Raw genomic sequence first — 15,903 nt, 5'->3', positions numbered from 1 at the left:
GACCCCACTCGAACGCCCATCACCCCTCCCCATAAGCCGCCCGCAGGGCCTCCCGCACCGCAGCGAGCGCCGCGTCCTCCCCGAGTCCCAGACGCCGGACCCGCTCCGCATACCCCTGTGCGGCCAGCGCGGCTTCTCGCTCCGCCGCCGGCCCCGCCGCCGCCACGAACGTCCCGTTCCGTCCCCGGGTCTCGATCACCCCGTCGCTCTCCAGTGCCCGGTACGCCTTGGCGACCGTGTTCGCCGCCAGCCCGAGCGACTCGGCGAGCCCCCGCACCGTGGGCAACCGGTACCCCACCGGCAGCACCCCCGACCGCGCCTGCTCGGCGATCTGCGCCCGCACCTGCTCGTACGGTGGTGCGCTCTCATTGATATGGATCTTCAAGGTCACGCGCCGATTGTCCCGTACCCACGCGGAAAGCAGCCACGGGAAAATGGGAGGCACTCGCGCACACGCCCCACGTAACGTGCGCCTCCATGACCGTCATCGTGCGCGATCTGCGCCCCGAGGCACCGGCGGACGCCGAGGGTTTCGTCCTGGTCCGGCGGCTGGCCCTGCCCTTCATGGTGGCCACCCCGCAGTCCGTGGTCCATGCCCTCACCCACGCCCACCCCGACGCCCACTTCCGCCAGCTCGTCGCCGAGGCGGACGGTGAGATCATCGGCACGGCCCAGGTCGGCCTCGCCCACGACAGCCCGGAGCCGGGCCAGGGTTTCCTGAATGTGTACACGCATCCCGAGCACCTCGGGCGAGGGGCGGGCGGCCTCCTGACCCGCGTCGGCGAGGAACACCTGGCCAGACTCGGGGCGACCCGCCTGTTCGCCTGGGTCCTGGACGAGCCGGGCAACCGCGTCTTCGCCGAACGGCACGGCTACAAGGCAAGCCGCTCCGCGCACTTCCTCCGCCTCGACCTGGTGAACGGCACGCTTCCGCCGCCGCAGGACCCGCCGTCCGGTGTCGAACTGCGCACCGCCGCCGACTTCGCGGATGATCCGCGCCCCCTGTTCGAGCTGGACGCGGAGACGGTCGCGGACGAACCGAGCGACGTCGGCGCCGAGTTCACGGACTACGAGGCGTGGATCGAGGAGACCTGGAGGCGTCCGCTGCTCGACCTCGACCTGACCACCGTGGCCGTGGCCGAAGGGCGTCCCGTCGCCTTCACCCTGGCCCAGACGGACGGCCTCACCCGCTACTCCACCGGCATGACCGGCACGGCCCGCGCCTTTCGCGGCCGGGGCCTGGCCAAGCTCACCAAGACCCACTCCCTGCATCGGGCCCGCGCCCGGGGGTACACGGACGCCTACACCGGCAACGACACAGGAAACGGACCCATGCTCGCCGTCAACACCTGGCTGGGCTACGAGATCTGCGCGACCGAGGTGCGCCATGCCCGTGAACTCGTCTGACAGCGCCCGGCTCATCGACGTCGTCCTCGTCAAGGCCGGCCGTACGAAGATCCGTTACCCCGCGGAGCTGCTGAGGGACGACGGCACGCGGATCGTCGTCCGCGCACCGTTCGCGGGCGGCGCCGTCCGCGACTTCGGCTTCGTCCGCTTCGAGCCCGGCGACGTCTTCACGGAGTACTACTGGCGGGACCGCTGGTACGCGGTCATGGAGGTGCGTGACCCCGCCGGTGCGCTCAAGGGCTGGTACTGCGACATCGCCCGCCCCGCCACCCTCTCCGGCACGGAGCTGGTCGTCGAGGATCTCGACCTGGACCTCTGGCGCTCCGCCGACGGCACGGACGTACGACGGCTGGACGAGGACGAGTTCGAGGAGAGCGGCCTCGTGGAGAAGGACCCGGAGGCGGCGGCCGCGGCGGTGGCGGCGCTCGACGAGCTGGAGGCGCTGGCGCGCGGCGGCGACTTCGAGGCGCTGCTGGTGTAGCCCCTGGTCCGGGCCCCGTGTGGGGCCCCTGCCATGGAGGGGGCCGCCTCACACCAGGGCCACCACCGCATACCGCTCGTCCTCCACCGCCCTGCCCCACAACCGCGCGTCGTCCGTCAGAGGCTCCACGCGCACGTCCGTGGCGAGCGGGGTGAGCAGTGCGGTGAGCCGGTCGGCGGGTATGCCGACCGGGCTGACCGTCCCCCACACCCCCTCGACCAGGACGAGCCGTCCTCCCGGCCTCAGCAGCCCGGCCCAGCGCCGCAGCACGCGGCCCGGGTCGGGCAGGGTCCACAGCACATGCCGTACCAGCACCACGTCGAAGCGCTGCTCACCCACCGGAGGACGCGCGGCGTCACCGCGCAGGAACACCGCGTCGCGACCGGCGAGTTTGGCCCTCGCGAGATCCACCATGGCCGGCGAGAGATCCACTCCCGTCACTCGGTGTCCCCGCTCGGCGGCGAGGAGCGACAGGCTGCCCGTGCCGCAGCCGAGGTCGAGGAGGTCGCAGGGGCGCTCGGGCAACCAGCCGCGGAGCCGGTCGGCCCAGGCCGCGCGCACGATCGGGTCGCGCAGACCGTGGTCCGGTTCGTCGTCGAAGGCGGTGGCCTCGGCGTCCCAGTCCACACGCACCGCACTGGTTCCGTCACTGTCGTCACTCATGCGGCCAAGACTGCCAGCCGCCACTGACAACGCTCACAGCTCTGACACCCGAATCCACAGCCTAATCGTGACAACCGCCACTGACAGAACAGTGGTGGATGAGGAACCCTCCCGGAAAGGGTCTACCTCCGTGAAAGCGCGGAACCCGGTAGCCCCTGAAGGAGGCAGCCATGCGCCGCATGACAGTGCAGAAGCCCCTGAAGAAGACGGAGAGCCGCCGGGTCCGCGAGGAGGCCGACGAGCGCCCTGCCGGGCGCCCCGAGGTGCGCAAGGACATCGCGCGCACATGGTGGCCGGACGGCTGACCCATGAGACGGGTCAGTCCAGTCGTTTGCGGTAGTGGATCCGGTCGTACGGCCCGTCCACGCGACGCTCCACGACCTCGTAGCCGTACTTCGGGTAGATCTTCTGGTTTTCCCACATCATCGCGTTCGTATAGAGCCTGACCTCGGGCACCCCCGACGCACGCGCCCGCTCGTCCACGAATCCCAACAGCCGCCGCCCGACACCCTTCCCGTGGGCGTCGGGCCGGACGGCGATGCTGTCGAGGAACAGATGGTCCTCGTGCACCTCGACCACGACGAGCCCGATCACGCGCCCGGTCCCGGCCTCCTGCGCCACGAACACCTTTCCCGCGGCCACGTTCGCCGCGTGGTCCGCCTCCATGGGCACCGGCACGCGCCCGATGCGCTCGATGTAGTGCCGGTAGGCGGTGTCGGTGATGTCCTTGACGGTCCGCACGTCGGCGGCGACAGCCGCCCTGATCTCCAGGAACGGTCCCTCGTCTGTGTCGGTCATGGTCAGCACCGTACCTACCTGAGCGCAGCCTGAGCCCTTCCTTAACGTGAGCATAAGGATCTCCTCCACCCGCCCTCAACAGGCGATTTCACGGTTCCCCGGGGCTAGTTTCGTCTCGCCCCTCCCGTCTCGGAACCGTCGAGGAGTCCCCGCATGTCCGCATCCCGCAAGGTCGCCGCCGTCACCGTGCTCGGTGCTGTCCCGCTCACGCTCGGGACGCTGGCCGCCGGGCCCGCGGTCGCGCACGGGTCGATGGCCGATCCGGTGAGCCGGGTGTCACAGTGCTACGGGGAGGGCCCGGAGAGCCCGAAGTCGGCGGCGTGCGAGGCGGCCGTCGCGGTCGGCGGCACCCAGGCGCTGTACGACTGGAACGGGATCCGGATCGGCGACGCGAACGGGCGGCATCAGCGGCTGATCCCGGACGGCAAGCTGTGCAGCGCGGACACCGCGGAGTTCAAGGGGCTCGACCTGGCCCGCGCCGACTGGCCCACGACCGCTGTGCGCAAGGGTTCGTACACCTTCAAGTACCGCGTGACCGCACCGCACAAGGGCACCTTCAAGGTCTACATCACCAAGGCCGGTTACGACCCGGCCCGGCCGCCGGCCTGGGGCGACCTGGATCTGGCGCACCCGGTGGCGACGGCCACCGACCCGGTCGCGTCGGGTGGCTTCTACACGTTCTCCGGCACGCTGCCCGAGCGCTCCGGCAAGCAACTGCTGTACGCGGTCTGGCAGCGCTCGGACAGCCCGGAGGCGTTCTACTCCTGCTCCGACGTGATCTTCGGCGGGAACAGCCCGGCGGGCAGCGGCTCCGCACCGACCAGCACCGCGTCCGCGCCGTCCGAGGAGCAGATCGAGGACGGTGCCGACAAGTCGACCGTCGAGCACGGCGGTCACGGTGACGACGACGCCCTCACCTCGACCGAGCCGACCCCGGCCGCGACCGACACGACCGACACGACCGACGCGACCGACGCGACCGACGCGACCGACATGCCTGGCACGGCCGACGAGCCCAGGGCGGCCGTCACGCACATCGGCCTCGCCGAGACCGGCGGCGACGGCAGCACTCCGGTCGCCCTGGTCGGGGCCACCGTGCTCGCGCTCGGCTCCGCGGTGCTGTTCGCGTCGGTGCGCCGGCGCGGTCGCTGAAAGGAACTCCGGGGCCTGACCGGCGGCTCAGGTCGGTCAGGCCCCGGTGACACCTGCGCGTCGGTCAGTCGAACACCGACGCGCAGGTGGTGGGGGTGGCGTGCGCCGGGTCGAGGGCGTTGGCCACCTCGTGGAAGGCGATCCGGTCGGTCAGCCCGATCAGCACGTGCTCCGACAGGTCGAGCGGGCAGAGGTCCTGGAGCAGGACGTTCCGCACGTCCGCCCCGCTGAGGAACTGCGTCCGGTACGGCGTGACCACTTCGTCATGCTTGGTGGCGATGACCGTGTAGTGGACGCCGGGCACGGTGTCTCCGCCCGCGTTGAGCCGGGTCATGAAGTCGGATCCGACGATCTGCTCGGCGAGGGCGGGGGTGGCGGTGGTGAGCAGGTCCTCGGCGCCGGGGAAGTACGGCAGCAGCTTGGTGAGGCCGGACAGGGTGGTGCCGTGGTTGCTGGGGGCGATGCCGACCAGCGCGTTCACCTTGGCGGCGCCGCCGAGGAACTTGAGGTAGTAGCGGGGCATCATGCCGCCCTGCGAGTGGCCGACGAGGTCGGCCTTGGCGGCGCCGGTGGCGGCGAGCACCTTGTCGACGAAGGCGGACAGCTGCTCGGCCGACGCGTCGATGGGGCCGAGGCCGTGGAAGAACGGGACGCCGGGGAGCCGGCCGTAGTCGAGGGAGAAGACGCAGTAGCCGCGGTGCTCCAGGTACGGCGCGAGGGACAGCCAGTTGTCGACGGAGTTGGCGAGGGTGCCGTGGACCAGGACGACGGGGCGGGGGTGGGCTGCGGAGGGCTTGCAGGTGTAGTCGTTCCAGCCGCTGTTCTCAACGGTGGCCGCGTGGGCGGCAGCGGCGGGGACGGTGACGAGGGCGGCGGCGGTCAGCAGTAGCGCGGCCAGGGATCTGAGCGCTCTTTTCCAGGGCAGCATCGGGTGATCTCCTTGCGGCTCAAGGGGAGTACGACGGCTCTACGCCCTGTGATCCGGATCACGAGGATGCTGTTCTCTCGTCAAGTTACGGACGAGTAGCTGACATTGGGAAGTTGCACGTCAGTAAAACTTGCCCTACCAGATGGGCCGAATCGGCCCATAGGGCGCGATGCGCAGCAACTGCTCACGCAGCACCCGCACTTCACTCTCCCCCAGCAGCTCACCCCACCCGCGCACCACCTCCGCGGCCGCCTCCTCCGCGGCCCGCGTGCAGGCCCAGCCGCGCTCGGTCAGCACGATCAGCCGGGCCCGTGCGTCCCCGGGATGCGGCCGCCGCTCCACGTACCCCTTGCGCACGAGCTCGTCCACGAGCTGACTCGCCGCCTGCTTGGTCACCCCGAGATGAGTGGCGAGCTCGGTGACCGTCGCACCGTCCGGGGCCAACCGCGTGAAGGCGAACCCGTACGCGGGCCGCCCCTCGAAACCACGGGCCTCGACCCCCTCGTGGATGCGTTGCGTGAGCTCACCGGCGACGGCGAGCAGGGCGGCGGTCAGGGACAGGGCCTCGGAGTTCTGCACGCCTGCATTGAAACACCCTTGACGTATCGGTCAAGCACCTTGACCATATAGTCAACTTGCTTGACCATCTGCTCGCAGAAAGGCCCCACCGTGCCCGTCATCCGCGCGTCCGAAGCCGTCGTCCACGAGATCCACGGCGCCCGCTTCGTCTCGTACGCCTCTCCCCTCACCGGCAGCAAGGAACTGTGCGCCTGGCGCGGGGAGATCCCCCCGGGGACGAAAGCCCCGGTGCACACCGTCAACCGGGAGGAGATCTTCCATCTGCTCGTCGGCGAACTGGTCCTCACGCTCGACGGCCGCCCCGAGCGGATCAGAGCGGGCGACACGGTGATCGTCAACCCCGGGACGTCCCTCGGCGTCGAGAACCCCACCGATCACACGGCGCTGTCCTGGGTCACCACGTCCATCGGCCTGGAGGCGGAACTGGCCGACGGAACCCGGATCACTCCCCCGTGGGCCAACTGATCCCGGCGGCGAGGAGTTCGGCGCGGGTCAGTTCCAGCAGCCGGCCCGTCCAGTTGCGGCCGCGGTCGTCGCGAGTGTCCCGCCAGTACGGGGACTCCGTGTAGCCGGTGTAGCCGATCCTCGCGTCGCCGGTGGCGAGGAGGATCTCCGCGAGCTCGGGATGCTGGGTGAACTTGGCGCGCAGCAGACCGGCCATGACGGCGAGGCGCACGGACGGCCAGTCGTCGCGCCGGGTGGCCCGGCCGCCCCTTTCGTGGGCCTCGTCGGCGGTCGGGGCGTCGCGGACGGCGGTGCGGTCGCTCTCGTCGGCCGTGGACAGGGCCCAGTAGCCGTGCAGAACGGAGGGGTAGGTGTCGCCGGCGTAGCGGACCGGGGCGGGGAAGTCGTTGCGCAGGGCGGAGAGGCCGGGGTCGGCCGGGCGGCCGCCCGGGAAGTACGTCTCGTGCAGGACGACGGTCGGATGTCCCGCCGTCGTCGGGTCGTCCGCGTGCCGGACGGACAGTTCTTCCTGCTCGCGGGCGACGGCCTCGTCCCCGTCCCTGAAGTAGTCCAGCGCTTCCCGGTGCATCCCGGCGGTCACCGTCGGCCCGTCCCCCTCGACCCGTTGGCCGATCTCGGTGAGCAGGATGCGCAGGGGGCGGTCCTGGAGGTCCATGTCGCCGAGGCAGTAGACGCGTCGGTGCGGCGGAATGGCCAGGTAGGCGTCCCGCAGCAGGGCCCGGTTGGCCTCGGTGGGCGCCTGCTGGAAGCGGCGGACCGCCTCCCAGCAGCGTTCGTCGGTCCTGGGGCGGCCCGCCAGCTCCTCCACCAGATCGGCGACTTCGAGGAGGAAGCCCTCCGGGGTCAGGGGTTCCGGGTAACGGGCGCCCCATCGGTTCTCGGGCGCCTCGGGGGCAGGCGCCCCCGGATCCGTGACCGCGATCCGGCCCGACTCCAGCATCCGCTCCAGACCGGCCAGGTCGGTCAACCGCCCGCAGGCGATCGCGCCGTCGGCGAAGACGATCAGATCTTCGACGGAGTACGCGTCGGACAGCAGCTCGTGCCGCCGCCAGACATGGCACCACTTGCCGCTGATCTTCTCCCCGTCGACCGTCCGATGAGTGGGCCCCCGCCATGTCATGGGGGCACCCTATGGCACTGACGAACGGTCACTCCCGAACGGCCACTCACGAGCGATGACATGCGCCCGGCGAAACCCTCACGCCGCCAACGCCCCCGGCTTCACCGCCCCCGGACCGAACCTCGCCCGGGCGCGGTCCGCGGCCTCCTCCAGGCGGCGGAGCTTGTCGTCGACAGGGTCGAAGGTGAGCTGGTGGGCGGCCTGTTCGGCGGGGGCGAGGCCCTCCGCGCGCAGGGCGATCGCGCGGACGCGGGCGCGCTGGAGGCCGAGTGCCTCGTACATGCCGTACGCCGTCCTGGTCAGCGCGGCGGAGTGGGCGGTCGGTTCCCTGAGGGTGCGAGTGCGGGTGGTGGTGGAGCGGTCGGCGTAGCGCACGGTGAGGGTGAGGGTGCGGCAGACCTTCTCCAGGGCACGCAGCCGGGTGCCCAATTCCTCGGCGGCGGAGAGCAGCGCGCGGCGGTGCCGGTCGGGGTCCAGCTCGTCGCGGGCGAAGGTGCGTTCGGCGGCCAGGGATCGCGAGACGGCGTTCGGTACGACCCGGCCGCGGTCGATGCCGTTCGCCTTCTCGTGCAGCTCGCGGCCGGCCTTCGCGCCGACCAGGCGCTGGAGCGTGGACAGGGGCGCGGCGGCGACCCGGCCGAGGGTGTCGAGTCCGTACTCCTCCAGTGTGCGGGCGGTCGCGGCGCCGACACCGGGCAGCGCGGCGACGGGCTTGTCGGCGAGGAACTCCGCGACGGCGTCCTCGGGGACCGTGCGGGTCGTCCCGGGCCGCGCGTCGCGCAGTGCCACACGGGCCAGCATCGGTCCGGGTCCCGCGCCGATCAGGCAGTCGACGCCGTACAGCGCGAGGGACCGTACCCGGATCATGGCGGCCAGCTCCAGGGCGTCGCGCCCGAAGTAGCGCTCGGCGCCGCGCAGATCGGCCAGTGCCCCGTCCGGTGGCAGCGCCTGGACGACGGGGGTGAAGTCCTCCAGGAGCCCGAGCAGTCTGGGCAGGGCGGCCTCGTACATCGGAGGCAGCTGGAAACGTACGCAGAGGATGGTCATCCCGCACTCCCCGGACTCTGGTGCCACAACTTCCGTACCTTGGCGGGCTCTTCGCCCGCCGGACGCAGATCGGCCCAGGGGTGCATCTCGTACCCCGTGGGCATGCGGATCGTTCGGGCCGCCGCCGGTTCGCCGTCCGCGGGGGCCCGGTCCGGGGCGGGCTCGGCCAGCCGTGCCGCCACCTCGTCGAGCCCGCCCTCGACGCGCAGTTCGACCAGTTCGGCGAGGTTCCAGGCGGCGGATCCCACCACGCTGAGGCTGCGCGGGCCCCGGCGCTGCACCACCCCGCGCACCAGCAGCAGCCAGGAGTGGAAGACGGTGTGGGCACAGGCGTCGTGGGAGTCGTCGAAGAAGGCGAGGTCGACCAGGCCGGTGCCGTCGTCCAGGGTGGTGAAGATGACCCGCTTGCCGGAGCGGATCGGCGGGGTCTGGGTGGCCGCCTTGGCGCCCGCGACCAGCACCGTCTCTCCGTGCCTGGCCTCGCGCAGCCGCCGCGCCGAGACCACGCCGAGCTCGTCGAGGAAGCCGCGGTGGTCGTCCATCAGGTTGCGGGAGGCGTCCATGGACAGCACGCCCAGTTCGGCGCTGAGCCGCTCGGCGGAAGTGAGGTCGGGCAGCCCGGCGGGGGCGGTCTTCCGGCCGCCGGCCAGCGGGAGCTGCCCGCCGCCCGCGCCCCGGGCGCCCCGGTGCAGTTCGGTCAGGTGCAGTTGCAGGTCACGCCGGTTGGCGCCGAAGGCGTCCAGCGCGCCCACCTGGGCCAGCCGCCCGGCGATCGGGCGGCTGGGCCGCGCCCGTTCCCAGAAGTCGAGCAGTGAGGCGTAGGGCTGTCCGTCGGCGATCCGCGCGGCCTCGGCCTCGCTGATGCCGTGCACGTCGGAGAGGGCCAACCGGAGTCCCCACACCCCTGATTCAGACACCAGTTCGATACGATGAGCGACGCCCGACTCGTTCACGTCCAACGGCAGCACCGGCACCCCGCGCCGCCGCGCGTCCGCCAGCAGCAGCCGCTTCGGATACATCCCGGGGTCGTGCGTGAGCAGGCCCGCGTAGAAGGCGGCCGGGTGATGCGCCTTCAGCCACGCCGACTGGTACGTCGGTACGGCGAAGGCGACGGCGTGCGCCTTGCAGAAGCCGTAGCTGCCGAACGCCTCGACGATCTCCCAGGTCCGCCGAATCGTTTCTGCGTCATATCCGTTGGCCTCCGCGCGCTGCGCGAACCACACCTGGATCCGCCTCTGGGACTCCGGGTCGGAAAGACCGCGCCGCACCCGGTCCGCCTCACCGCGCCCGCAGCCGGTCAGGACGGCGACGATGTCGATGACCTGCTCGTGGAAGACGACGACCCCGTACGTCCCCTTCAGCGACTCCTCCAGGTCCGGGTGCGGATACCGCACGGGCGCCCGCCCGTGCCGCGCCTCGATGAAGGGCCGCACCATGTCGGCGGCGACCGGCCCCGGCCGGAACAGGGAGATGTCGACGACCAGGTCGTGGAAGGTGGCCGGCTGGAGCCGTCCGACCAGGTCGCGCTGGCCCGGCGACTCGATCTGGAAGCACCCCAGCGTCTCGGTGGAGCGGATCAGCTGGTACGTCGCCGGATCCCCCTCCGCGACCGAGTCCAGGTCGATCCGCTCCCCCGTGACCCGCTCCACCTCCGCGACCGCGTGCGCCATCGCCGACTGCATCCGCACCCCGAGCACGTCCAGCTTGAGCAGCCCGAGGTCCTCCACGTCGTCCTTGTCGAACTGGGACATGGGCAGGCCCTCGCCGCTGGTCGGCACGACCGGGGTGCGGGCCAGGAGCGAGGCGTCGGAGAGCAGGACCCCGCAGGGGTGCATGGCGACCCCGCGCGGGAGGGCGTCGAGGGCCTCGACCAGCTCCCACAACCTGCCGTACCTCTCCTGCTCCGCCGCCAGTTCCCTGAGTTCGGGCAGCTCGGCCAGCGCCGCGCGGGCGTCGCGGGCGCGGATGTGCGGGAAGGCCTTGGCGAGGCGGTCGATGTCGGCCGGGTCCAGGGACAGGGCCGCGCCGACGTCCCGGATCGCGTGCCGCACCCGGTACGTCTCCGGCATCGAGACCGTCGCGACCCGCTCGGTGCCGAACCGGTCGATGATCGCCCGGTAGACCTCCAGGCGCCGCGCGGACTCCACGTCGATGTCGATGTCGGGCAGGACGACCCGCTCCTTGGACAGGAAGCGCTCCATCAGCAGCCCGTGCTCCACGGGGTCGGCGTGCGCGATGCCGAGGAGGTGGTTGACGAGGGAGCCCGCGCCGGAGCCGCGCGCCGCGACCCGGATACCCATCTCCCGTACGTCGTCCACGACATGGGCGACCGTCAGGAAGTAGGAGGCGAAGCCGTGGTGAGCGATGATGTCCAGCTCGCGGTGCATCCGCTCCCAGTAGTCGCGCCGCCCGGCGTAGCCGTGCAGCACCATCCCCGCCGCGGCCCGCGAGGCCAGCGTCCGCTGGGCGGTGCGCCGGCCGGCGCCGACGAGGTGCGGCTCGGGGAAGTGGACGGTGCCGATGCCGAGGTCGTCCTCGGGGTCGACCAGGCACACGGCGGCCGTCGCCCGGGTCTGCTCCAGCAGCCGGTGGGCGGTGTCGCCCCGGTAGCCGGCCGCCTCGACGATCCGCTCGGCGACGTGCAGCATGGCGCCCGCGTCCTTCAGCCAGGCCTCACCGGAGTCCAGCTCCTTGGTGGGGTCGACGGGAACCAGACGGCGGGCGGCGTCCAGCACGTCGGCGACCGGGCCGAGGCCGGGGTCGGCGTACCGGACGGCGTTGCTGAGCACCGGCGGGATCCGCTGCTCGGCGGCGAAGCCGACGGTGCGGGCGGCCAGGCGCAGGGAGCCGGGTCCGGTGCCCTCCCGGCCGTGCCAGACGGCCTCCAGGCGCAGGGCGTCGCCGTACACCTCGCGCCAGGGGACGAGGAGCTTCGCGGCGCGGTCCGGACGGCCCGCGGCCAGGGCCCGGCCGACGTCGGAGTCGGGGCCGAGCAGGACGGTCAGGCCGTCGCCCCGGTTCTCCGTCCAGGGCAGCAGCGGGGTGCCCTCGCTCTCGTGCGCCGCCGTGACGAGCCGGCACAGGTCGGCCCAGCCGCGGGCGCCGTCCCGGGCGAGGAAGGTGGCGCGGGGTGTCGACTCGTCGATGAAGGCGCCGCCGCGCACAGGGGTGCGGCGCTTCTCCCGCCGCAGGTCGCCCTCCCGGCGTACCGGCCCGGCGACCGCGAGGTCCACTCCGAACAGCGGACGGACGCCCGACTTGGCGCAGGCCTTGGCGAAGCGGACCGTGCCGGCGAGGGTGTCGCGGTCGGTGAGGGTGAGGGCGTCCATACCCCGCTCGGAGGCGCGCTCGGCGAGGCGCTCCGGGTGCGAGGCCCCGTACCGCAGGGAGAACCCGGAGACGGTGTGCAGATGCGTGAATCCCGGCACACGCACCTCCCGTACCCATGAGCCCCGCCGGGCTCTCGAACATCAGTTCCCTACACTCCGACCCCCACCATACCCCTATCCCCGAACATGTGTACGACATCCGTTCAGGCGCTTCCCACCTGCGCAAACACCCGACTACCCAGACCGTGAGGGCATGACCCAGAGCACCGGTACCGGTACGTCCCGTACGTCCTTCCTCGACGAGGTCAAGGACGCCGTGACGCCCCGGGCCACGCTGCTGGTGCTCGGTGCGGTCGCGCTCAGTCTGCTGTTCATCGCCTCCTACGTGGGGGCGCTGCACGACCCGCGGCCGAAGGACGTGCCCTTCGGGGTGGTCGCGCCCGCCGCCATCGCCCAGCAGGCGGTGACCCGGCTCGAGAAGCTGCCGGGCGAGCCGCTGGACACGCGCGCGGTGGCCGACGCGGCGACGGCACGGCGGCAGATCCTGGACCGGAAGATCGACGGTGCCCTGATCATCGCCCCGGCCGCCACCACCGACACCCTCCTGGTCGCCACCGGCGGCGGACGGGCCCTGGCCGCAACCGTCGAGACGCTCACCACCAGCCTGGAGAAGAGCCAGGGACGCACGGTACGGACCGTCGACGTGGCCCCGGCCGAACGGGAGGACGCCAACGGACTGACGTCCTTCTACATGACCGTCGGCTGGTGCGTGGGCGGCTACCTGTGCGCGTCGATCATGGCGATCAGCTCGGGCTCCGCCCACCACCCCGAAGCGGGCTGCGATCCGGCTGCTCGCCCTGCTTCTGGTCGGGATCGTCGGCGGACTCGGCGGCGCCCTCATCGTGGGGCCGGTCCTGGGTGCCCTGCCCGGCTCCTTCGCGGCCCTCTGGTGGCTCGGCGCGCTGATCGTCTTCGCCGTCGGCGCCACCACCCTCGCGTTCCAGGGCGCCTTCGGGCTCGCCGGCATCGGCCTGGTCATCCTGCTCGTGGTGATCCTCGGCAATCCCAGCGCGGGCGGGGCCCTGCCGCCTCCCCTGCTCCCGCCGTTCTGGAAGGACATCGGCCCCGCGCTGCCGCCGGGCGCGGGGACGTGGTCGGCGCGCTCGATCGCCTACTTCGAGGGGAACGGCATGACCGCCTCACTGCTGGTGCTGTCGGCGTGGGCGATGGGCGGGGTGGCGGTCACACTGCTGGTGGCGGCGCTGCGCGACCGACGGCGGACGGAGCGGACAGGACAGGCAGGGCAGACAGGGCAGACAGAACAGACAGGGCAGACAGCCTGAAGTCCCGCCCCTCGCGCGCGGGGCGGGACTTCACACCGTGGGGGGAAGGATCAGTCAGCCGATCTGCGTGCCCGTCGCCGACAACGCCTCCGTCACCGGCTGGAAGAAGGTCTCCCCGCCGGAGGTGCAGTCACCGCTGCCGCCGGAGGTGAGGCCGATGGCGTTGCTTCCGGAGAACAGCGAGCCGCCGCTGTCACCGGGTTCGGCGCAGACGTCGGTCTGGATGAGGCCGTTGACGATGTCGCCGTTGCCGTAGTTCACGGTGGCGTCCAGACCGGTGACCTTGCCCGAGTGCACCTGGGTCGTGGAGCCGCTGCGGGTGACCTGTTGGCCGACGGTGGCCGCGGCCGCGCCCGTGATCTTCTGGGTGGAGCCGTTGTAGAGGTTGACCTCGCTCGGGTGGGCCACGTCCGCGGTGTACTTGACGAGGCCGTAGTCGTTGTCCGGGAAGCTGGACGTCTCGTTGGTGCCCAGCTGCTTGCCGGACGAGTCCGTCCAGGTGGAGATGGCGTCGGTGCAGTGACCGGCGGTCAGGAAGAACGGCTGGCCGCCCTTGACCACGTTGAAGCCCAGCGAGCAGCGTCCGCCGGAGCCGTTGATGGCGTCACCGCCGGCGATGAAGGGTTTGAACTCCCCCTTCGTGCGCTGGACTTCAGCGACGGAGCCGAGGCCGTCGACGACCTTGCTGAGCTTGGCCCACTCGGCCTTGGAGACGGTGCGGTCGGCGGTGACGACGACCTTGTTGGTCGTGGGGTCGGTCACCCATGAGGTGCCGGGGATGGTGGCGTCGCCCTTGAGCGTCGTACGGGCGCTCTTCAGCTGGGCGAGGGAGTGCTCGACGACTCTCGCCTTGGCGCCGGCCGCCTCGACGGTACGGGCGGCGGCCTCGTCGAGCACGTTCACGACGAGGGCCTTGGTCTTTGCGTCGTAGTACGTTCCCGCCGCGTCCGTACCGAGGTCCTTGCCGAGCGTGGAAGCGAGCTTTCCGGCCGCCGCGATCGACAGGGTCCGAGGCGCCGTGGGCTTCGTTGGCTCACTGGCGTTCGCAGTCTGGAAGGTGATTCCCGCGGCGACCAGTGCGGCGATACCCGCACCTGCCATGGCCGCACGGCGCCTGGGTATGCGTCGGTGCTTCAACTCTCGTCCTCCTGTGGGGGGTCGGCCCGGGAGATTGTGGGGATCTCGCGAACCGGAAGGGTGGTTGACGAGCGCCTACTCTTCCGAACCCCGCAGGGAGCACACAAGGGTGACTTCAGGACGCGCGTAGAACGGGAGTTGAGCGCCCTCTCCGCTTTGACTGTCCACGGTCACACCAGGAGTCTTCACACTGCAAACACTACGTGTGGGTAACTCTTCACCCCTCCATGAGGATCGGAGAGGACTGGTCCTGTCCTGAAATCGCCTATCCGGAATCCTGAGGCACCAGGGGCGCGTCGGACGGACGTTGCTCCCGCAGACAAGGAGAAGCCCCCGCACGGAGATTCCGTGCGGGGGCTGACGTCCGCGGTCGGCGGTTGCGTGGGCCGGGCGGAGTCCGGTGGTGGCCGGTGGTGCGGACCGGTTCAGAAGACGACCGGTCCACAGGACGACCGGTCTAGAAGACGCTGACGCCGTAGGCGTTCAGGGCCTCCACCACAGGCTGGAAGAAGGTCGTGCCGCCGGAGGTGCAGTTGCCGCTGCCGCCGGAGGTCAGGCCGTAGGCGACACCGTTGGTGCCGTACAGCGAGCCGCCGGAGTCGCCGGGCTCGGCGCAGACCGTGGTCTGGATCATGCCGTAGACGACATCGCCGCCGCCGTAGTTGACGGTCGCGTTCAGGGCGGTGACGCGGCCGCTGTGGATGCCGGTGGTCGAGCCGTCACGGGTGACCGTGGTGCCGACGCTGGGCGTGCCCGCGCTGGTGATGTCGGTGTTGCCGGCGGTGCCCGCCTTGCTGACCGACGAGTTGGTGTACCGGACGATGCCGTAGTCGTTCGTCGGGAAGCTGGAGCCCGCCGTGGTGCCGAGCGTGGTGGTGTGCCCCGAGTTGGACCACCAGGTGCCCGCGCCGTCGGTGCAGTGACCGGCGGTCAGGAAGTAGTAGTTCCCGGAGCTGTCGCGGACGTTGAAGCCCAGCGAGCAGCGCCAGCTACTCGCATAGATGGCGTCGCCGCCGCCGATGTACTTCTGGAACTTGCCCGGGGCGCGCTTGATGGTGATCGCGTCGGCGTTGACGCCCGCCTGCTCCTTGATCTTGGCGATCTCGGCCTTGGAGACCGTGCTGTCGGCGGTGACGACGACACGGTTGGTCTTGGCGTCGACGGCCCAGGCGGTGCCCGGGATGTCGGCCTTGAGCACCGAGTCACTGGCGCTCTTGAGCTGGGGCGTGCTGAAAGTGGCTGCCTCGTTCGCGCTCGCGTTGGGGATCGCGATCGCGGCCGCGGCCACGAGTCCGGTGGATACGGCGATCAGCCGGGTCCGTCTCGTGATGCCGCTGGTGGGGGTGGTGCGCTTGATCCTCACGTTTCGTTCCCTCCTAGGGGAAGTCGGGGGCCCCGCGTGGGGTGGGGGCCCGTGAGGCGCAGTCGAGGGGCACGGGTGCCCGGATTCCGGA

At 71.4% G+C, this 15,903-nt stretch carries 15 protein-coding genes and 1 pseudogene; 6 read left to right on the top strand and 10 right to left on the bottom strand.

The features are described 5' to 3' along the window. Nucleotides 1-19 precede the first annotated feature (19 nt). Nucleotides 20-391, bottom strand: a complete 372-nt coding sequence (locus tag IG99_RS05385; protein ID WP_037670377.1) for a GntR family transcriptional regulator — start codon at nt 389-391, stop codon at nt 20-22. Nucleotides 392-477: 86 nt separating this feature from the next. Between IG99_RS05385 and IG99_RS05380 the strand changes: the two genes are divergently transcribed. Together IG99_RS05380 and IG99_RS05375 are read left to right on the top strand one after the other, a co-directional pair. Next, a complete protein-coding gene (locus IG99_RS05380) occupies nt 478-1,407 on the top strand; it encodes a GNAT family N-acetyltransferase (protein ID WP_037670375.1) in 930 nt (309 codons plus the stop codon). Next, the gene (locus tag IG99_RS05375; RefSeq protein WP_037670374.1) at nt 1,388-1,888 is read left to right on the top strand and encodes a ribonuclease FAU-1 family protein; all 501 of its coding nucleotides are present in this window, start codon (nt 1,388-1,390) and stop codon (nt 1,886-1,888) included. Before IG99_RS05380 ends, IG99_RS05375 begins: the two co-directional genes overlap by 20 nt. A 48-nt stretch (nt 1,889-1,936) precedes the next feature. Here IG99_RS05375 and IG99_RS05370 read toward each other — a convergent pair whose 3' ends face one another. Beyond that, entirely contained in the window at nt 1,937-2,551 is a 615-nt protein-coding gene (locus tag IG99_RS05370; RefSeq protein WP_037670372.1) for a class I SAM-dependent methyltransferase, read from the bottom strand. Between the two features lie 170 nt (nt 2,552-2,721). On the opposite strand from IG99_RS05370, the gene IG99_RS51345 reads away from it, so the two are divergent. Then, the gene (locus IG99_RS51345) at nt 2,722-2,856 is read left to right on the top strand and encodes a hypothetical protein (protein ID WP_107055830.1); all 135 of its coding nucleotides are present in this window, start codon (nt 2,722-2,724) and stop codon (nt 2,854-2,856) included. A gap of 13 nt (nt 2,857-2,869) precedes the next feature. Here IG99_RS51345 and IG99_RS05365 read toward each other — a convergent pair whose 3' ends face one another. Beyond that, nucleotides 2,870-3,349 (bottom strand): GNAT family N-acetyltransferase, encoded by a 480-nt coding sequence (locus tag IG99_RS05365; protein WP_037670953.1) that lies wholly within the window; start codon nt 3,347-3,349, stop codon nt 2,870-2,872. Nucleotides 3,350-3,502: 153 nt separating this feature from the next. Between IG99_RS05365 and IG99_RS05360 the strand changes: the two genes are divergently transcribed. Next, nucleotides 3,503-4,501 carry a lytic polysaccharide monooxygenase auxiliary activity family 9 protein gene (locus IG99_RS05360; RefSeq protein WP_037670371.1) on the top strand — a complete coding sequence of 333 codons (999 nt, stop codon included), beginning with the start codon at nt 3,503-3,505 and terminating at the stop codon, nt 4,499-4,501. Between the two features lie 64 nt (nt 4,502-4,565). Here IG99_RS05360 and IG99_RS05355 read toward each other — a convergent pair whose 3' ends face one another. Further along, the gene (locus IG99_RS05355) at nt 4,566-5,429 is read right to left on the bottom strand and encodes an esterase/lipase family protein (protein ID WP_037670370.1); all 864 of its coding nucleotides are present in this window, start codon (nt 5,427-5,429) and stop codon (nt 4,566-4,568) included. A gap of 135 nt (nt 5,430-5,564) precedes the next feature. Further along, on the bottom strand, nt 5,565-6,008 hold the full coding sequence (locus IG99_RS05350; RefSeq protein WP_037670369.1) for a MarR family winged helix-turn-helix transcriptional regulator: 444 nt from the start codon (nt 6,006-6,008) through the stop codon (nt 5,565-5,567). Nucleotides 6,009-6,098: 90 nt separating this feature from the next. Here IG99_RS05350 and IG99_RS05345 point away from each other — a divergent pair, with 90 nt between their 5' ends. Beyond that, on the top strand, nt 6,099-6,473 hold the full coding sequence (locus IG99_RS05345) for a cupin domain-containing protein (protein ID WP_037670367.1): 375 nt from the start codon (nt 6,099-6,101) through the stop codon (nt 6,471-6,473). On the opposite strand, the gene IG99_RS05340 is transcribed toward IG99_RS05345, so the two are convergent. From IG99_RS05340 to IG99_RS05330, 3 genes are all read right to left on the bottom strand, one after another. Beyond that, entirely contained in the window at nt 6,451-7,593 is a 1,143-nt protein-coding gene (locus IG99_RS05340; RefSeq protein WP_078947544.1) for an NADAR family protein, read from the bottom strand. The two genes, IG99_RS05345 and IG99_RS05340, sit on opposite strands and share 23 nt — an antisense overlap. A 78-nt stretch (nt 7,594-7,671) precedes the next feature. Then, a complete protein-coding gene (locus IG99_RS05335; protein ID WP_037670364.1) occupies nt 7,672-8,640 on the bottom strand; it encodes a DNA polymerase Y family protein in 969 nt (322 codons plus the stop codon). Continuing rightward, on the bottom strand, nt 8,637-12,068 hold the full coding sequence (locus IG99_RS05330) for a DNA polymerase III subunit alpha (RefSeq protein ID WP_037670362.1): 3,432 nt from the start codon (nt 12,066-12,068) through the stop codon (nt 8,637-8,639). The genes IG99_RS05335 and IG99_RS05330 overlap by 4 nt, the downstream gene beginning before the upstream one ends. Nucleotides 12,069-12,222: 154 nt before the next feature. Between IG99_RS05330 and IG99_RS05325 the strand changes: the two are divergent. Then, nucleotides 12,223-13,312: pseudogene (locus IG99_RS05325) on the top strand (YhgE/Pip domain-containing protein). 54 nt (nt 13,313-13,366) lie between these two features. Here the strand turns inward: IG99_RS05325 and IG99_RS05320 are convergent. Beyond that, nucleotides 13,367-14,449, bottom strand: a complete 1,083-nt coding sequence (locus IG99_RS05320; protein WP_078947543.1) for a S1 family peptidase — start codon at nt 14,447-14,449, stop codon at nt 13,367-13,369. Nucleotides 14,450-14,906: 457 nt separating this feature from the next. After that, nucleotides 14,907-15,812, bottom strand: a complete 906-nt coding sequence (locus IG99_RS05315) for a S1 family peptidase (protein ID WP_037670358.1) — start codon at nt 15,810-15,812, stop codon at nt 14,907-14,909. Between the last annotated feature and the right edge of the window lie 91 nt (nt 15,813-15,903).

Source organism: Streptomyces griseus subsp. griseus (genome assembly GCF_000720255.1).
GTDB classification, from domain to species: Bacteria; Actinomycetota; Actinomycetes; order Streptomycetales; family Streptomycetaceae; genus Streptomyces; species Streptomyces griseus_I.
This window is presented reverse-complemented; position numbering and strand designations above follow the sequence as displayed.